We start from the raw sequence: 13,071 nt of genomic DNA on the forward strand, positions 1-13,071 counted from the left end.
GGCGCCCCAGCCGGGGGCGGCCAGCGACAGGCGCTGGCGCAGCGCCGCGTCGGTGCTCAACAGCAGGATGCGCGCGCCGTTGAGATCGCTGCGCTGGCCCTGGATGTCGCCCGCGGCCTTGGTGAGTGGAATTTCGAACCAGAAGGTGGAGCCGCGGCCCGGCTCGGAATCGACACCGATGCTGCCGCCCATCAGGTCAACGATGCGCTTGCAGATCACCAGGCCAAGGCCCGTGCCGCCGTAAATCCGCGTGGTGGACGCATCGGCCTGGCTGAAGGCGCGGAACAGGCGCGCGTCCTTGGCGATGCCGATGCCGGTGTCGCTGATCTCGAAGCGCAGCTCGTGCTGCGTGCGCGATTCGCCGCGGCGCGTGACGTTGAGGCTGACCGAGCCGCGCTCGGTGAACTTCACCGCGTTGCTCAGCAGGTTGGTCAGCACCTGGCGCAGGCGCACCGGGTCGCCGCGCACGGCCAGGCGCACGGCCGGGTCTATCTGCAGGTTCAGGCGCAGGCCTTTGCTTTCGGCCGGCTTTTCCATCAGCCGGATCACCGAGTCCACCAGCTCGCGCAGGTTGAAGCTGGTGGTTTCCAGCTGCACCTTGTTGGCTTCGAGCTTGGAGTAGTCGAGGATGTCGTCGACGATGCGCTGCATCTGCCGCGCCGACGTAAACGCCGTGCGCAGGATGTCCATCTGGTCGGGCTGCAGGCGCGAACTCATCAGCAGGTCCAGCATCGGGATGATGCCGTTGAGCGGCGTGCGGATTTCATGGCTCATGGTGGCCAGGAATTCGCCCTTGGCCATCATCGCCGACTCGGCCGCCTGCTTGGCTTCGGTCAGCTCGCGCTCCAGGCGCCGGTGCAGGGCCAACTCTTCCTGCAGCGCGCTTACTTCGCGGGTCTGTTCGCCGGTTTGCTGGGCGGCCTGCGCCAGCGCCCGGTTGCGCAGATGGAAGGCGCGCCAGAACCCGGCGATGCCCGAAATGGCCAGCAGCGACGCAATCAGCGCCAGCGCCTGCCACACCCAGTTGTCGCTGAAATGGCTGATGGCGGCCGAGATGGCCGCGCCGGCGGCACCGGCCAGCGCCAGCCAGCGCACGATCAGCGCGTCATTGGGTTTGGGGCTGTCTGGCTGCATGGTCATAGGACCGCCTGCTGGAAATCAAAGTCCATACCCCGGTCGGCCTGCTGCACCAGGTTGCCCTGGATGAAGTCGATGCCGCTCATCCACAGCGTTGCCGCCGCCTGGGCGTCTTCCACGCCGTGTCCAATGACTTCCAGGCCGCGGCGATGCGACCGGTCGATCAGCACCTTGAGCTCGTCGCGCAGCGAAGGCGACAGCGCGCTGGCGGTGTACTTGCGGGCCAGCTTCACGAAGCTCAGCGGCAGCTGGTCGAACAGCGATTCCATGTCCGGCCCGGACTCGAACTGGCTCAGGCAGAACTGCACGCCGTCGTCCACCATCGCGTCGCAGAACTGGCGCACGGTGGCGGCGTGCACGGCCGCGTCCTCGAGCCGAAGCTCGATCACCAGCGAAGAGCCCGGCACGTCGTGCGCGGTCAGCTCGGCTTTCATCCACGACGCCTGCGACGGGTCGGCCAGGGTCAGCGCCGACTGCGTGACGAACAGGCGCAGCGGCCGCCCTTCGGCGCGACGGTTGCGGATCAGCTCCAGCGACGCCTGCAGCACCCAGCGGTCGATGTCCACGATGAAGTCACCGCGCTCGGCCAGCGGGATCACTTCGGCCGCAGGCAGCAGTTTCCCGTCGGCGCCGCGCAGGCGCAGCAGCACCTGGTACTGCGAGTCGTCGCTGCCCGCCACGGCCACCACCGGCTGGTAGATCAGTTCGAGGTTCTTGAGCGCGATGGCCTCGCGGATCTGGTTCACCAGCGAAGCTTCGCGCGCCGCCTCGGTGGGCTTCACCGGCTCGTAGCGCTTGAAGCCGCGGTCGTTGGTGCGCGCCTCGCGCGCCATGCGCTCGGCGGCGTTCAACAGTTCACCGGACTGGTGGAAACGGTGGCGCATGGCGCAGATGCCCACGGACACGCGCAGCCGGAGCGGATGACCCTGCACGTTGAACGGGTGCTGCACCAGGGCTCCGCGCAGCTCGGCGGCCAGGGCTTCAAGCCCGGCCTCGTCGCGCTCGTGGTCCAGGATCAGGTAGCTGCCGTCGCCGAAGCGGCCGGCCGCCGTGGGGCCGGCGGTGTTGGCCAGCAGTTTGCCCACGCTGGCCAGCAGCTGTTCGAGTGACGTCAGGCCCAGGCGATCGCGCAGCAGGTTCACGCTTTCGATTTCCAGGAACAGCACGCCGCCCGGGCTGCGCTCGGTGGCGTCCTGCAGCAGGGCGTCCAGCGATTCAAGCAGCTCTTCGCGGCTGAACAGGCCGGTGTCGTGGTCCTTGCCGCGACGGCGCTGGCGGCGAGCCTCCAGCGCACGATGGCGCGCCACGCGGTTTTTTACCGACGCAATGAGGTATTTGGGGCGCACGGGCTTGGACAGGAAATCGTCGCCGCCGGCCTCCAGCGCATCGAAGTGGCGGTCTTCGTCCGATTCGCCCGACAGGAACACGATGGGCGTGTGCAGGAACGCGTCCTGGTCGCGGATGAGCACGGTCAGCTCGATGCCGTTGGCGTTGGGCATGTGCAGGTCCATCAGGATCAGGTCGGGCTGGAACTGGTGCAGCGAAGCCAGCACGTCCAGCGGCTCCAGGATCACCATGGTTTCCATGCCGGCGTTGCGCAGGATGCCCTCGGCGAACAGCGCCTGGCTGCGGTCGTCTTCCACTATCAGGATGCGATAGGGCGCCTCGCTGCCCGGGTCGAGCAGCAGCGACAGCCGGCGCAGCACGTCGGACGCGCCGTTGGGGTCCACCACCAGCGAGTCCACGCCGGCGCGGCTGGCCGTCAGGCGCAGGTTGATGTCGTCGGCCTGCGAAAGCGCCACCAGCAGAAGCCGCTGGTTGCTGCGCGCGCGCGTGTCGCGCACGGCTTGGCCGATGGCCTCGAGCTGGTCGCTGAACGCCGCGTCCACCAGGGTCAGGTGGGCCGGCAGGGCGCCCAGCAGTTCGCGCAGTTCGTCGGCGCTCTCCAGCAGCTCTACTTCGTAGCCCAGTGCCTCCATGCGCTGGTCGAGCTCGAGCGACAGCGGGCCGTAGTCGGTGAGGTGGTAGACGCGGATGCCGGCCCCCACGGGTGCGGGCGGGGCCTCGGCACGAGCCGGCGCCGGGCTGGCGGCTGCCGGCTCGGGCCTGGCTTTCGGACTGGCGGCGGACGTGGTGGGCGCAGGCGGCATGGCGGGCTCTGGCGCGGCGGCGGGCTCGGGCGGCGCAGGCTCGGGCTCCATCGGTTCAACGATGACCGCGGCGCGCGCGGCGGGGGCGTCGTCGCCCCAGCGGCGCCAATAGTTGGCAGGCGGGATTTCGCCGCGACCGCCGTGGTTGGACTGGCGCGGGACATTGTTCTCGGTGCCGGGCTCGGCGCTGGTGGGCACGGCGTCGCCGATGTCCTCGACCAGATGCCACAGGCGCTCGCCCAGGCTCGGGTCGGGCAGGGACTGGTGTTCCAGCGTGTCGCCCAGCAGCGCGTGCATCTGCGCGAAGTGGCCGGCGGCCGCGTCCAGGCCATGGCGCGTGCAGGCTTCGCCCAGCCAGCGGGCGTCGTGGTGCATCAGCGAAAGGCCATTGATGTCCCAGCCGTCCTGCAGGAAACGGTGCAGGCGCCGGCCAATCATTTCCACGCGCCTTGGCAGCAGGCGCAGGAAGGCGTGGCGGTGTTCGGCGAGTCTGGACTCGTCGTGCGGATTCATCGGATGGCCCCCGGTTGGCCTTGGATTATGCCCCCCGCACCCACGGCTGTCAGGCGGTCATCGGTCATGTAAGCCCTCCAACGACGATCGCGTGTTTCAGCGGACAGCCGCGGCCGGGTTCACGCGCCGTTCGCCATGCCGGCCGGCTTCCCCGGCGCCCCGCGGCGCAGCAACCAGCGCGCCAGGAAGAACACGCCCCCGGCAATCGCCAACAGCATCGCCAGCAGCAGGCCCAGCGCCAGCAGCGGGTGCGAGAACACCAGCGCCAGCGCGCCCAGGGACGCGGCGTCCTCGCCCAGCGACGCGGTCCAGTTCGACAGTGGCTCGGGCGAGGCGTTGATCAGGGCGCGGGTGCTGGCCTTGATGACATGGGTGGTCATGGCGGCGCCCGCGCCCAGCGCCAGCGCGCCGCCGCCCAGCTGGCCGTCGTCGGACAGGGTGGCCGCGGCCAGGAAGGCGCCGGCCGGCACGCGTGCCAGGGTTTGCAGCAGGTCCCAGCCCGAGTCCACGCCGGGGATCTTGTCGGCGCTGAACTCCACCGCAGCCAAAGCGCCGGCGGTCACCATCACCCAGGGCGACGTGGTGACCTGCAGCGCGCTGGGCAGGTCCACCCAGCCCATCAGGCCGGCCAGGCCCACGCCGAACACGGTGAAGTAGGCGCGGACGCCGGCCAGGCAGGCCAGGGCCAGGCCCAGGGCGAAAATATGTGCTTCGGTCATGGCGGGTTCCCGGAGGGTGACGCAGTTCACAGTATAGTGATGCCGCGCCTTGACGCTGGCCCTCGCCGCACGGCCTTATTCATGGTCCCCTCACTTCACCGGCCCCCGCCGCCCCGATGAGCACGCCCGCGCCCGACAAGCCCCGCTTCGTGATCGTGCCGCACCGGCCGCACGCCCGCGTGCTGCTGGCGGTGGGCCTGGGGCTGTGGCTGCTGAGCCTGGTGGCCGTGTATTCCTGGGCCACCATGCGCGCCGCGCCCGGCTTGTCCAAGGCCCAGGAAAGCCTGACCTTGAACACCAAGCGGGCGGCCCAGGCCGAGGCGCTGGTGAAGCAGCTTCGCCAACAGGTCGCCACCCTGCGCCGCAGCGACCAGATCAGCCGCAGCGCCAACACCGAGGTGCAGGCCAGCCTGGCCGAGCGCGAAGAGGAAGTGTCGGGCCTGCGCGCCGACGTCGCCTTCTACGAGCGCCTGGTGGGCGCCACCGGCCAGCGCCGAGGCCTGTCGGTGCACGAGGCGGTGTTCACGCCCGAGGAAGGCGGCACGTGGCGCTACACCGTCACCCTCACCCAGAACCTCAACCGCGGCGCCATCAGCAAGGGCGAGGCCCGGGTGTCCGTGGAAGGCGTCAGCGACGGCCGCCTGCGCAGCCTGCGCTGGGAAGACCTGCTGCAGAAGCCGGGCGCACCCGGACAGCCGTTTTCGTTCCGCTATTTCCAGCAGCTCGAGGGCAGCGTCGTGCTGCCCGAGGGCTTTACCCCCCAACGCGTCCGCGTGCAGCTGCGCGCCGACGGCAGCACCGTGGACCAGGCCTTTCCCTGGCAGGCCCAGGCGCCATGAGGAGAATGAGATGTTAGGCATGGGCGACAAGAAGAAATCCCCCCGCAGTGGCCACGCCGTGGAAACCCTGATCGGTCCGCACGCCGTCATCCGCGGCGACATCAGCTTCACCGGCGGCCTGTACGTGGAAGGCACCATCCACGGCAAGGTCACCGCCGACGACGGCACGGCCGCGGTGATCACCATCGCCGACAATGGCCACATCGAAGGCGAGGTCCGCGCGCCGGTGGTGGTGATCAGCGGCCGCATGACCGGCGACGTCCACGCCAGCGAGCGGATCGAGCTGGCGGCCCACGCGCGCGTGAACGGCAACATCCACTACAAGGTGGTGGAGATGGCCGCCGGCGCGATGATCACCGGCCGCCTGATCCACGCCGACGCGCCGCTGGCGCAGCTCACCGGCCCCGAAACGCCGGCCGGGCCGCGCGTGAAGGCCAAGGCCGAAGCACAGAGCGCTTGAATACGGGGGTCGGAGCGCCCATCTTTGCCACCATGGAAATGCATCCCAGCTACCAGCAGCTCGACGCACCGCTCGAGTTCACGTCCGCCGCGGCCGCCAAGGTTGCATCCCTCATTGCCCAAGAGGGCAACCCGGGCCTGAAGCTTCGCGTCTTCATCAGCGGCGGCGGCTGTTCGGGCTTCCAGTACGGCTTCGAGTTCGACGAACAGCAGTCCGAAGACGACCTGGCGCTCAACCGCGACGGGGTCACCCTGCTGGTGGACCCGCTGAGCCTGCAGTACCTGATGGGCGCGGAAGTGGACTATCGCGAAAGCCTGCAGGGCGCGCAGTTCGTCATCCGCAACCCCAACGCCAAGACCACCTGCGGCTGCGGCAGCAGCTTCTCGGCCTGAACCGGGCATGGGCGCCACGCCGCCGGGCTACGCCTTCCGTGGTCCCGGGCTAGACCGTTCCGAACTGATGCGCGAGCGCCCGGACGACCTCCGGGTGCGCTGGGCCCGCGCCCGCGTGCTGGTGCTGGACCTGGACGGCAACGCCCGTTTCCATGGCACCGCCGAGGCGCCCGAGTTCCTCATCGGCTCCCAGCTGATGGCCGAAATGCCCGACGCGGCCAGCTTCCTGGGCCTGTCCGACGACGGTGCCTGGTTTGCCCTGCCGCACGAAATCCTGCCCGAGCCCATGACCGGTCGCCTGGACCTGCGGTCGGCCGCGCACCTGTGGCCGGCGCTGGACGCCGCCGCGTTGGCCCAGGCCCGCGCGCTGCTGCACTGCCAGCAGCGCAACCGCTTCTGTGGTGGCTGCGGCCACGCCCTGGGCCTGTGCAAAAGCGGTTACTGCGCCCGCTGCGGCAACTGCGGCCTGGAACACTACCCGCGCACCGACCCGGCGATCATCGTCGCGGTCAGCGACGGCCAGCGCCTGCTGCTGGGCCGCCAGGCCAGCTGGCCGGAAAAGCGCTGGAGCGTGCTGGCCGGATTCGTCGAGCCCGGTGAATCACTGGAACAGGCCGTGGCCCGGGAGGTGATGGAGGAGGCCGGCGTGCCCGTGCTGGAAAGTACCTACGCCGCGTCCCAGCCTTGGCCGTTCCCGGCCGCGCTGATGGTGGGCTTCCACGCCCAGGCGCTGCCGCTGGAACCTTCGGTGGGCGATGAGCTGGAACAGGCCCGCTGGTTCAGCCTGTCCGACATCGAGTCCGCCGTGGCCTCGGGTGAGCTGCAGCTGTCGCCGCGGATGTCGATTGCACGCTGGCTGATCGACGACTGGATGGCGCAGGCGCGCCCGCACGCGGGCGACGGGTTCCAGCCGGTCGGCTGAGGCTGCGGCGAAGACGGATTTCGGGGATAGAATCAGGCCATGTCCGCCGCGCTCATCGCCGTCGTCGTTACGCTCCTGTTGGGGCACGTGTTCCCGTCGCTGCCGTCGCTGCGCCGCTACGACTGGTTCATCAGCTGGCTGCACTGGCTGGGCCGGCAAACCGGCGGCGGATGGCCCAACCGGGTTGGCCTGCTGGTGGCCGTCGGCCTGCCGCTGGCGGCCGTGGGCGCCGCCCAGTTCCTGATCGACGACGCCTGGTACGGCCTGCCCGCGTTCGGCTTCGCGCTGCTGGCCCTGCTGTACGCCTGGGGCCCGCGCGACCTGAGCCTGGACGTGGAAGAAGTGATCGAGGCCACCGGCCCGGAGGCCCGCCGCGCCGCCGCCGTGGCGCTGTTCCCCGAGGGCGGCGAGCCCGTGGTGGAAGGCCCCACGCTGGTGGCCGCGGTGTTCCGCTGCGCGCTGTGGCGCTGGTTCGGCGTGCTGTTCTGGTTCCTGGTGGCGGGTGCGGTGGGTGCGCTGGGCTACCGGCTGATTTCGCTGTGCGCCCAGGGCGAAGCGCGCCGCAGCCTGCCCGAAGGCCAGCGCGGCCTGGCCCGCACCACCCTGGCGGTGCTGAACTGGCCGGTGGCGCAGCTGATGACGTTCGCGCTGGCCCTGGCGGCCGACTTCGACCGCGTGTTGAGCGCCTGGCGAGACTGGCACGCGCAGGGCATCCGCCTCGAGCCCGGCTTCCTGGACGCCGCCGCGCGCGCCAGCGTCGCCAGCGAGCTGGCCGAAGAAGACGCCTATGCCGTCGATGGCCCCGCGCAAGCGCCCGATCTGCTGGAGCTGCGCGACGCGATGAGCCTGGTCTGGCGCATCCTGCTGCTGTGGCTGGGCGTGCTGGCGCTGTTGGTTCTGGCCGGCTGGGCGATCTGAAGGCCGCGGCCCCACCCTCTCCTGGAACCGAATGCATGAAGTCCGACAACACCTGCCCCGAATGTGACGGCACCCGCGTCTACCGACAGGGCGGCATCAGCGCCGGCGGCGGCTACGCGCCGAACTACCTGGCGGGGCTGGGTGGTTTCTTCAGCGCTGCAAAGTTCACCATCGCGGTTTGCGCCGACTGCGGGCTGACCCGCTACTACGCCTCGCCCGAGGCGCGCGCCAAGCTGCCGCACTCCGACGCCTGGCGCCGCGGCTGATGGCGTTTTGCCGCGTCATCCGCGGCAAGAACGCTGCCCGAACCCCGCGCTAGGCCTGGTCGCCGCGCAGCTGGCGCACCGTGGCCTCGAGCGCTTCGGCGGTGGCGGTTTCGCCGGGCACGGCGGGCACGGCCACCACTTCGATGCGGGCGCGGAAGCGGCGCGGCAGGCGCAGGCGGCGCAGGCGCGAACCCTGCTTGCTCCACATGCTGTCCCACATGCCCTTGAGCGCCATGGGCACCACCGGCACCGCGCGCCGCTCGAGGATTTTTTCCATGCCGCTCTTGAACGGCGCGATCTGCCCGTCCTTGGTCAGTGCGCCCTCGGGAAAGATGCACACCAGCTCGCCCGCGGCCAGCGCGGCGTCCACTTCGTCGAAGGCCCGCTGCATCATGGCCGGGTCTTCGCGCGCGCCGGCGATGGGGATGGCTTTGGCGGTGCGGAAGATCCAGCTCATCACCGGCACCTGGAAAATCTTGTAATACATGACGAAGCGGATCGGCCGCGGCACCGAGGCGCTGATGATCAGCGCGTCCATGTAGCTGACGTGGTTGCACACCAGCAGCGCCGGGCCTTCGTCGGGAACGTGTTCTTCGATGCCTACCGAGCGCACGCGGTACAGCAGGCGCACGTAGATCCAGGCCAGGAAGCGCATGAAGAACTCGGGCACGATCGAGAAGATCCAGATCGTCACGATGGCGTTCATGATCGCCACCGCCAGGAACACCTGCGGGATCGACCAGCCCAGCTTCTGCTGCACCAGCAGGCTGCCCATGGCCGCGGCCACGATGAACACCGCGTTCTGCACGTTGGTGGCGGCGATCACGCGCGACAGCTCGTCGCCCGGGGTGCGGCTCTGCACCAGCGCGAACAGCGGCACCACGAAGAAGCCGGCGAACATGCCGATCATCGTCAGGTCGAACATGATGCGCAGGCTGCCGGGCTGGGCGATGAAGCTGCCGGCGTCCAGGCCGCCCACCGGCGCCAGGCCGCTGCGCGCGAAGTAGAGGTCCAGCGCGAACGCGGTGATGCCCAGTGCGCCCATGGGCACCAGGCCAATCTCGACGGTGCGGCCTGAAAGCTTCTCGCACATCAGCGAGCCCACGCCCGTGCCCACCGAGAACAGCGCCAGGCACAGCAGATAGACGCTGAGGTTGCCGTCGGCCGCGCCCAGGTGCAGCTCGGCATAGTTGGGCAGCTGGGCCGACAGCGCCGTGCCCACGAACCAGAACCAGGAAATGCCCAGCACCGAGTTGCGCACCGACTTCTGCTTGCGCATCAGCCGCATCACGCCCAGCGTTTCCTTCACCGGGATCCAGCTGATCTTAAGGTCGGGTGCGCCGGCCGGCGCGCGCGGGATGGCGCGGCTGACCAGGTGGCCCACGATGGCCAGCGCGATCACGGCCGCCGCGGCGTACATCGGCCCCGACTCGGCGTTCATCAGCAGCACGATGCCGGTGATCATGCCCAGCAGGATCGACAGCGAGGTGATCATCTCGATCAGGCCGTTGCCGCCCGTCAGCTCCTCGGGCTTGAGCACCTGCGGCAGGATCGAATACTTCACCGGCCCGAACAGGGTCGACTGCATCCCGGTGAGGAACAGCACCACCAGCAGCAGCGCCGGCCAGCCCATGACGAAGCCCACGGCGGCCAGCGACATGATGGCGATTTCCATCGCGGTGGTGATGCGGATCAGCGCCGCCTTCTCGTACTTCTCGGCGATCTGCCCGGCGGTGGCCGAAAACAGGAAGTAGGGCAGGATGAACAGCGCCGGCGCCAGGTTGGAATACAGCGCCACCTGGTCGTTGCTCAGGCCCAGGGCGATGATCAGCCCCAGCATGGCGTTGCGGAACACGTTGTCGTTGAACGCGCCCAGCGCCGCGGTGAGGAAGAACGGCAGGAAGCGCCGCTGTTTCAGCAGCTCGAACTGGTTGTGGGCCATGGGTCCCCCGGAAGCGATGCCCGGAGCCTACCAGCGCCCGGACAAAAAGGGGTCAGTGGCCGCGTTCGCGGGCGATCGCGCGCCAGCCGATGTCGTGGCGATGGAACTCGCCGTCCCAGTCGATGTTGGCCACGGCCAGGTAGGCGCGCTGCTGCGCCTCGGCCACGGTTTCGCCCATCGCGCAGGCGCACAGCACGCGGCCGCCGGCGGTGACCACCTTGCCGTCGCGCAGCGCAGTGCCGCCGTGGAAGACCTTGGCGCCGTAGCCGGGATTGGCGCCCAGGCCGCTGATCACGTCGCCCATGCGCGGCGTGTCCGGGTAGTTCTCGGCGGCCATCACCACGCCCAGGCTCGGGCGCGCGTCCCAGTCGGCCTGCACTTCGTGCAGGCGGCCGTCGATGGCGGCGTCCACCAGGTCCATCAGGTCGCTGCGCAGGCGCAGCATCACCGGCTGGGTTTCCGGGTCGCCGAAGCGCACGTTGTATTCGATCACCCTGGGCGAACCGTCGGCCGAGATCATCAGGCCGGCGTAGAGGAAGCCGGTGAACGGCACGCCGTCGGCGATCATGCCGCGCACGGTAGGTTCCACCACTTCGCGCATCACGCGCTCGTGCACTTCCGGCGTCACCACCGGCGCCGGCGAGTACGCGCCCATGCCGCCGGTGTTGGGGCCGGTGTCGCCGTCGCCCACGCGCTTGTGGTCCTGCGACGTGGCCATGGGCAGGGCGGTGCGGCCGTCCACCATCGAGATGAAGCTGGCTTCCTCGCCCTGCAGGAATTCCTCGATCACCACGCGTGCGCCGGCGCCGCCGAAGGCCTGGCCGTCGAGCATGTGCACGATGGCCGCCTCGGCCTCCTCGACCGTCATCGCCACCACCACGCCCTTGCCCGAGGCCAGGCCGTCGGCCTTGATGACGATCGGGGCGCCGTGGTCGCGCACGTGCTGCAGCGCCAGCGCGGTGTCTTCGAACACGGCGTAGTAGGCGGTGGGGATGTTGTGGCGGGCCAGGAAGTCCTTGGCGAAGGCCTTGCTGCCCTCGAGCTGCGCGGCGGCGGCGCTGGGCCCGAAGATGCGGCGGCCGTCGGCGCGGAAGGCGTCCACCACGCCCTGCACCAGCGGCGCCTCGGGGCCGACCACGGTGACGGCGATGCCTTCGTCGGCCGCCAGCTGCAGCAGGCCGGCGATGTTGGTGGCCTGCACGGCCGCGTTTCGGCAGCGCGGCTCCATGGCCGTGCCGGCGTTGCCGGGGGCGACGATGACTTCGCTGACGCGCGACGACTGCGACAGCTTCCACGCCAGCGCGTGCTCGCGCCCGCCCGAACCGATGACCAGAACCTTCATGCCGTGGTGCCCCGTGAGTTCGCCGGCACGCTCACGCGCCCGGCCCGCCCGGCCGGCAATCGCTTGCCGCCAGCGTGATGTCGAAGAAAAGCCGGCCCTGGGTGTCGAGGTAGCGGCGGCGGAGGGTGATGCCCTGGTCGAGCAGGGCGCGCACGTCGGGGTTGGCGCAGAAGGGCAGCATCAGCGCCTTCTCGTCCCGCCGCGCCTGTTCGAAGCGAAGCTTGTTGCGCGCCGCGGCGTCCAGGCCCAGCCGGGTGCTGCGGATCAGCATCACGATCTGCGTGCCCTGCAGCGACACCGACTCCAGCACCAGGCCGTTGCCGTAGTCGCGCGGCAAGCCGCGCTGGAATTCGGCCACCACGGCCCGGCTGGCCAGCTCGATCGGCCCGATGGGCGGTACCCGCAGGTAGAGCCACACGGCGCCGGCGATCACCGCGCCGCCCAGCACCAGCACCGCCCACGCCAGCCAGGGCAGGCCGCGGCGAGGCGAAGGCGTGGCGCTGGCGCTGGCGGGCTTGCGGATCATCGGGGCGGATCAGTGGCGGAAGTGGCGGCGGCCGGTGAACACCATCGCCATGCCGGCTTCGTCGGCGGCGGCGATGGTTTCGGCGTCGCGCATCGAGCCGCCCGGCTGGATCACCGCGGCGATGCCGGCGGCCGCGGCGGCGTCGATGCCGTCGCGGAACGGGAAGAAGGCGTCGGACGCCATCACCGAGCCCGGCACCACCAGCCCGGCCTCGTCGGCCTTGATGCCGGCGATCTTGGCGCTGACCACGCGGCTCATCTGGCCGGCGCCGATGCCGATGGTCTGCAGGTCGCGGGCGTAGACGATGGCGTTGGACTTGACGTACATCGCCACCTTCCACGCGAACAGCAGGTCGCGCAGCTGCGCCTCGGTCGGCGCCACTTTCGAGACGATCTTGAGGTCGGCGGCGGTGAGCGCGTCGGTGTCGGCGTCCTGCACCAGCAGGCCGCCGGCGATGCGCTTGTATTCATAGCCCGAGGCCGCGCGCAGCTCGCCGCAGGCGAGGACACGGACATTTGCCTTCTTGGCGAAGTGCGGCAGCGCATCGGCGGCGATGGACGGCGCCAGCACCACTTCCACGAACTGGCGCTTGAGGATCTCGGCCGCGGTGGCGGCATCGAGTTCTCGATTGAAGGCGATGATGCCGCCGAAGGCCGACGTCGGGTCCACGGCGAAGGCGCGGTCGTAGGCCGTCATGAGGTCGGCGGCCACGGCGACGCCGCAGGGGTTGGCATGCTTGACGATCACGCAGGCCGGGGCATCGAAGGCCTTCACGCATTCCAGCGCGGCGTCGGCATCGGCCAGGTTGTTGTAGCTCAGCTCCTTGCCCTGCAGGAAGCGCGCGGTGGCGACGATGCCCTGGGGCGCGTCCTTCTCGATGTAAAGCGCGCCGCGCTGGTGCGGGTTTTCGCCGTAGCGCAGCGACGAGGCCAGGCCCAGCGACAG

At 69.9% G+C, this 13,071-nt stretch carries 13 protein-coding genes; 6 read left to right on the forward strand and 7 right to left on the reverse strand.

The genetic code is table 11. From position 1 onward, the window contains the following. The 3 genes from K0M70_RS09830 to K0M70_RS09840 form a co-directional block, all read right to left on the reverse strand. A partial coding sequence (locus tag K0M70_RS09830; protein WP_290781705.1) for an ATP-binding protein occupies window positions 1-1,086 on the reverse strand: 1,086 nt, incomplete at its 3' end. A gap of 50 nt (window positions 1,087-1,136) precedes the next feature. After that, entirely contained in the window at window positions 1,137-3,800 is a 2,664-nt protein-coding gene (locus K0M70_RS09835; RefSeq protein WP_290781694.1) for an EAL domain-containing response regulator, read from the reverse strand. A 119-nt stretch (window positions 3,801-3,919) separates the two neighbouring features. Continuing rightward, the gene (locus K0M70_RS09840; protein ID WP_290781695.1) at window positions 3,920-4,519 is read right to left on the reverse strand and encodes a DUF4126 domain-containing protein; all 600 of its coding nucleotides are present in this window, start codon (window positions 4,517-4,519) and stop codon (window positions 3,920-3,922) included. A 116-nt stretch (window positions 4,520-4,635) separates the two neighbouring features. Here K0M70_RS09840 and K0M70_RS09845 point away from each other — a divergent pair, with 116 nt between their 5' ends. The 6 genes from K0M70_RS09845 to K0M70_RS09870 are packed head-to-tail and all read left to right on the forward strand — an operon-like array spanning window position 4,636 to window position 8,316. Further along, window positions 4,636-5,358: a DUF6776 family protein gene (locus K0M70_RS09845; protein WP_290781696.1), complete on the forward strand. Its 723-nt coding sequence runs from the start codon at window positions 4,636-4,638 to the stop codon at window positions 5,356-5,358. A 19-nt stretch (window positions 5,359-5,377) separates the two neighbouring features. Next, entirely contained in the window at window positions 5,378-5,818 is a 441-nt protein-coding gene (locus K0M70_RS09850) for a polymer-forming cytoskeletal protein (RefSeq protein WP_290781706.1), read from the forward strand. Window positions 5,819-5,850: 32 nt separating this feature from the next. Further along, on the forward strand, window positions 5,851-6,210 hold the full coding sequence (gene erpA, locus K0M70_RS09855) for an iron-sulfur cluster insertion protein ErpA (RefSeq protein ID WP_290781697.1): 360 nt from the start codon (window positions 5,851-5,853) through the stop codon (window positions 6,208-6,210). Window positions 6,211-6,217: 7 nt separating this feature from the next. Next, window positions 6,218-7,132, forward strand: coding sequence for an NAD(+) diphosphatase (gene nudC / locus K0M70_RS09860; RefSeq protein WP_290781698.1), 915 nt, complete (start codon window positions 6,218-6,220; stop codon window positions 7,130-7,132). A gap of 39 nt (window positions 7,133-7,171) precedes the next feature. After that, entirely contained in the window at window positions 7,172-8,050 is an 879-nt protein-coding gene (locus K0M70_RS09865) for a hypothetical protein (RefSeq protein WP_290781699.1), read from the forward strand. A 35-nt stretch (window positions 8,051-8,085) separates the two neighbouring features. Further along, window positions 8,086-8,316, forward strand: coding sequence for a hypothetical protein (locus K0M70_RS09870; RefSeq protein WP_290781700.1), 231 nt, complete (start codon window positions 8,086-8,088; stop codon window positions 8,314-8,316). A 49-nt stretch (window positions 8,317-8,365) separates the two neighbouring features. Here K0M70_RS09870 and K0M70_RS09875 read toward each other — a convergent pair whose 3' ends face one another. The 4 genes from K0M70_RS09875 to purH all read right to left on the reverse strand — a co-directional run. Then, entirely contained in the window at window positions 8,366-10,258 is a 1,893-nt protein-coding gene (locus K0M70_RS09875; protein WP_290781701.1) for an MFS transporter, read from the reverse strand. Window positions 10,259-10,310: 52 nt separating this feature from the next. Beyond that, window positions 10,311-11,600: a phosphoribosylamine--glycine ligase gene (purD, locus tag K0M70_RS09880; RefSeq protein WP_290781702.1), complete on the reverse strand. Its 1,290-nt coding sequence runs from the start codon at window positions 11,598-11,600 to the stop codon at window positions 10,311-10,313. 31 nt (window positions 11,601-11,631) lie between these two features. Further along, window positions 11,632-12,126: a hypothetical protein gene (locus K0M70_RS09885; RefSeq protein WP_290781703.1), complete on the reverse strand. Its 495-nt coding sequence runs from the start codon at window positions 12,124-12,126 to the stop codon at window positions 11,632-11,634. 9 nt (window positions 12,127-12,135) lie between these two features. Next, on the reverse strand, window positions 12,136-13,071 hold a 936-nt coding region (gene purH / locus K0M70_RS09890; RefSeq protein WP_290781704.1), incomplete at its 5' end, for a bifunctional phosphoribosylaminoimidazolecarboxamide formyltransferase/IMP cyclohydrolase.

It is taken from the genome of Arenimonas sp., from assembly GCF_019459675.1.
Lineage (GTDB): Bacteria > Pseudomonadota > Gammaproteobacteria > Xanthomonadales > Xanthomonadaceae > Arenimonas.

Bases quoted from the DNA above. Each gene is read 5' to 3' on its own strand.
- erpA (WP_290781697.1), top strand. From the start codon at position 5,851: ATGGAAATGCATCCCAGCTACCAGCAGCTCGACGCACCGCTCGAGTTC.
- K0M70_RS09885 (WP_290781703.1), bottom strand. From the start codon at position 12,126: ATGATCCGCAAGCCCGCCAGCGCCAGCGCCACGCCTTCGCCTCGCCGC.
- K0M70_RS09845 (WP_290781696.1), top strand. From the start codon at position 4,636: ATGAGCACGCCCGCGCCCGACAAGCCCCGCTTCGTGATCGTGCCGCAC.
- K0M70_RS09840 (WP_290781695.1), bottom strand. From the start codon at position 4,519: ATGACCGAAGCACATATTTTCGCCCTGGGCCTGGCCCTGGCCTGCCTG.
- nudC (WP_290781698.1), top strand. From the start codon at position 6,218: ATGGGCGCCACGCCGCCGGGCTACGCCTTCCGTGGTCCCGGGCTAGAC.
- K0M70_RS09850 (WP_290781706.1), top strand. From the start codon at position 5,378: ATGGGCGACAAGAAGAAATCCCCCCGCAGTGGCCACGCCGTGGAAACC.
- purD (WP_290781702.1), bottom strand. From the start codon at position 11,600: ATGAAGGTTCTGGTCATCGGTTCGGGCGGGCGCGAGCACGCGCTGGCG.
- K0M70_RS09870 (WP_290781700.1), top strand. From the start codon at position 8,086: ATGAAGTCCGACAACACCTGCCCCGAATGTGACGGCACCCGCGTCTAC.
- K0M70_RS09875 (WP_290781701.1), bottom strand. From the start codon at position 10,258: ATGGCCCACAACCAGTTCGAGCTGCTGAAACAGCGGCGCTTCCTGCCG.
- K0M70_RS09865 (WP_290781699.1), top strand. From the start codon at position 7,172: ATGTCCGCCGCGCTCATCGCCGTCGTCGTTACGCTCCTGTTGGGGCAC.
- K0M70_RS09835 (WP_290781694.1), bottom strand. From the start codon at position 3,800: ATGAATCCGCACGACGAGTCCAGACTCGCCGAACACCGCCACGCCTTC.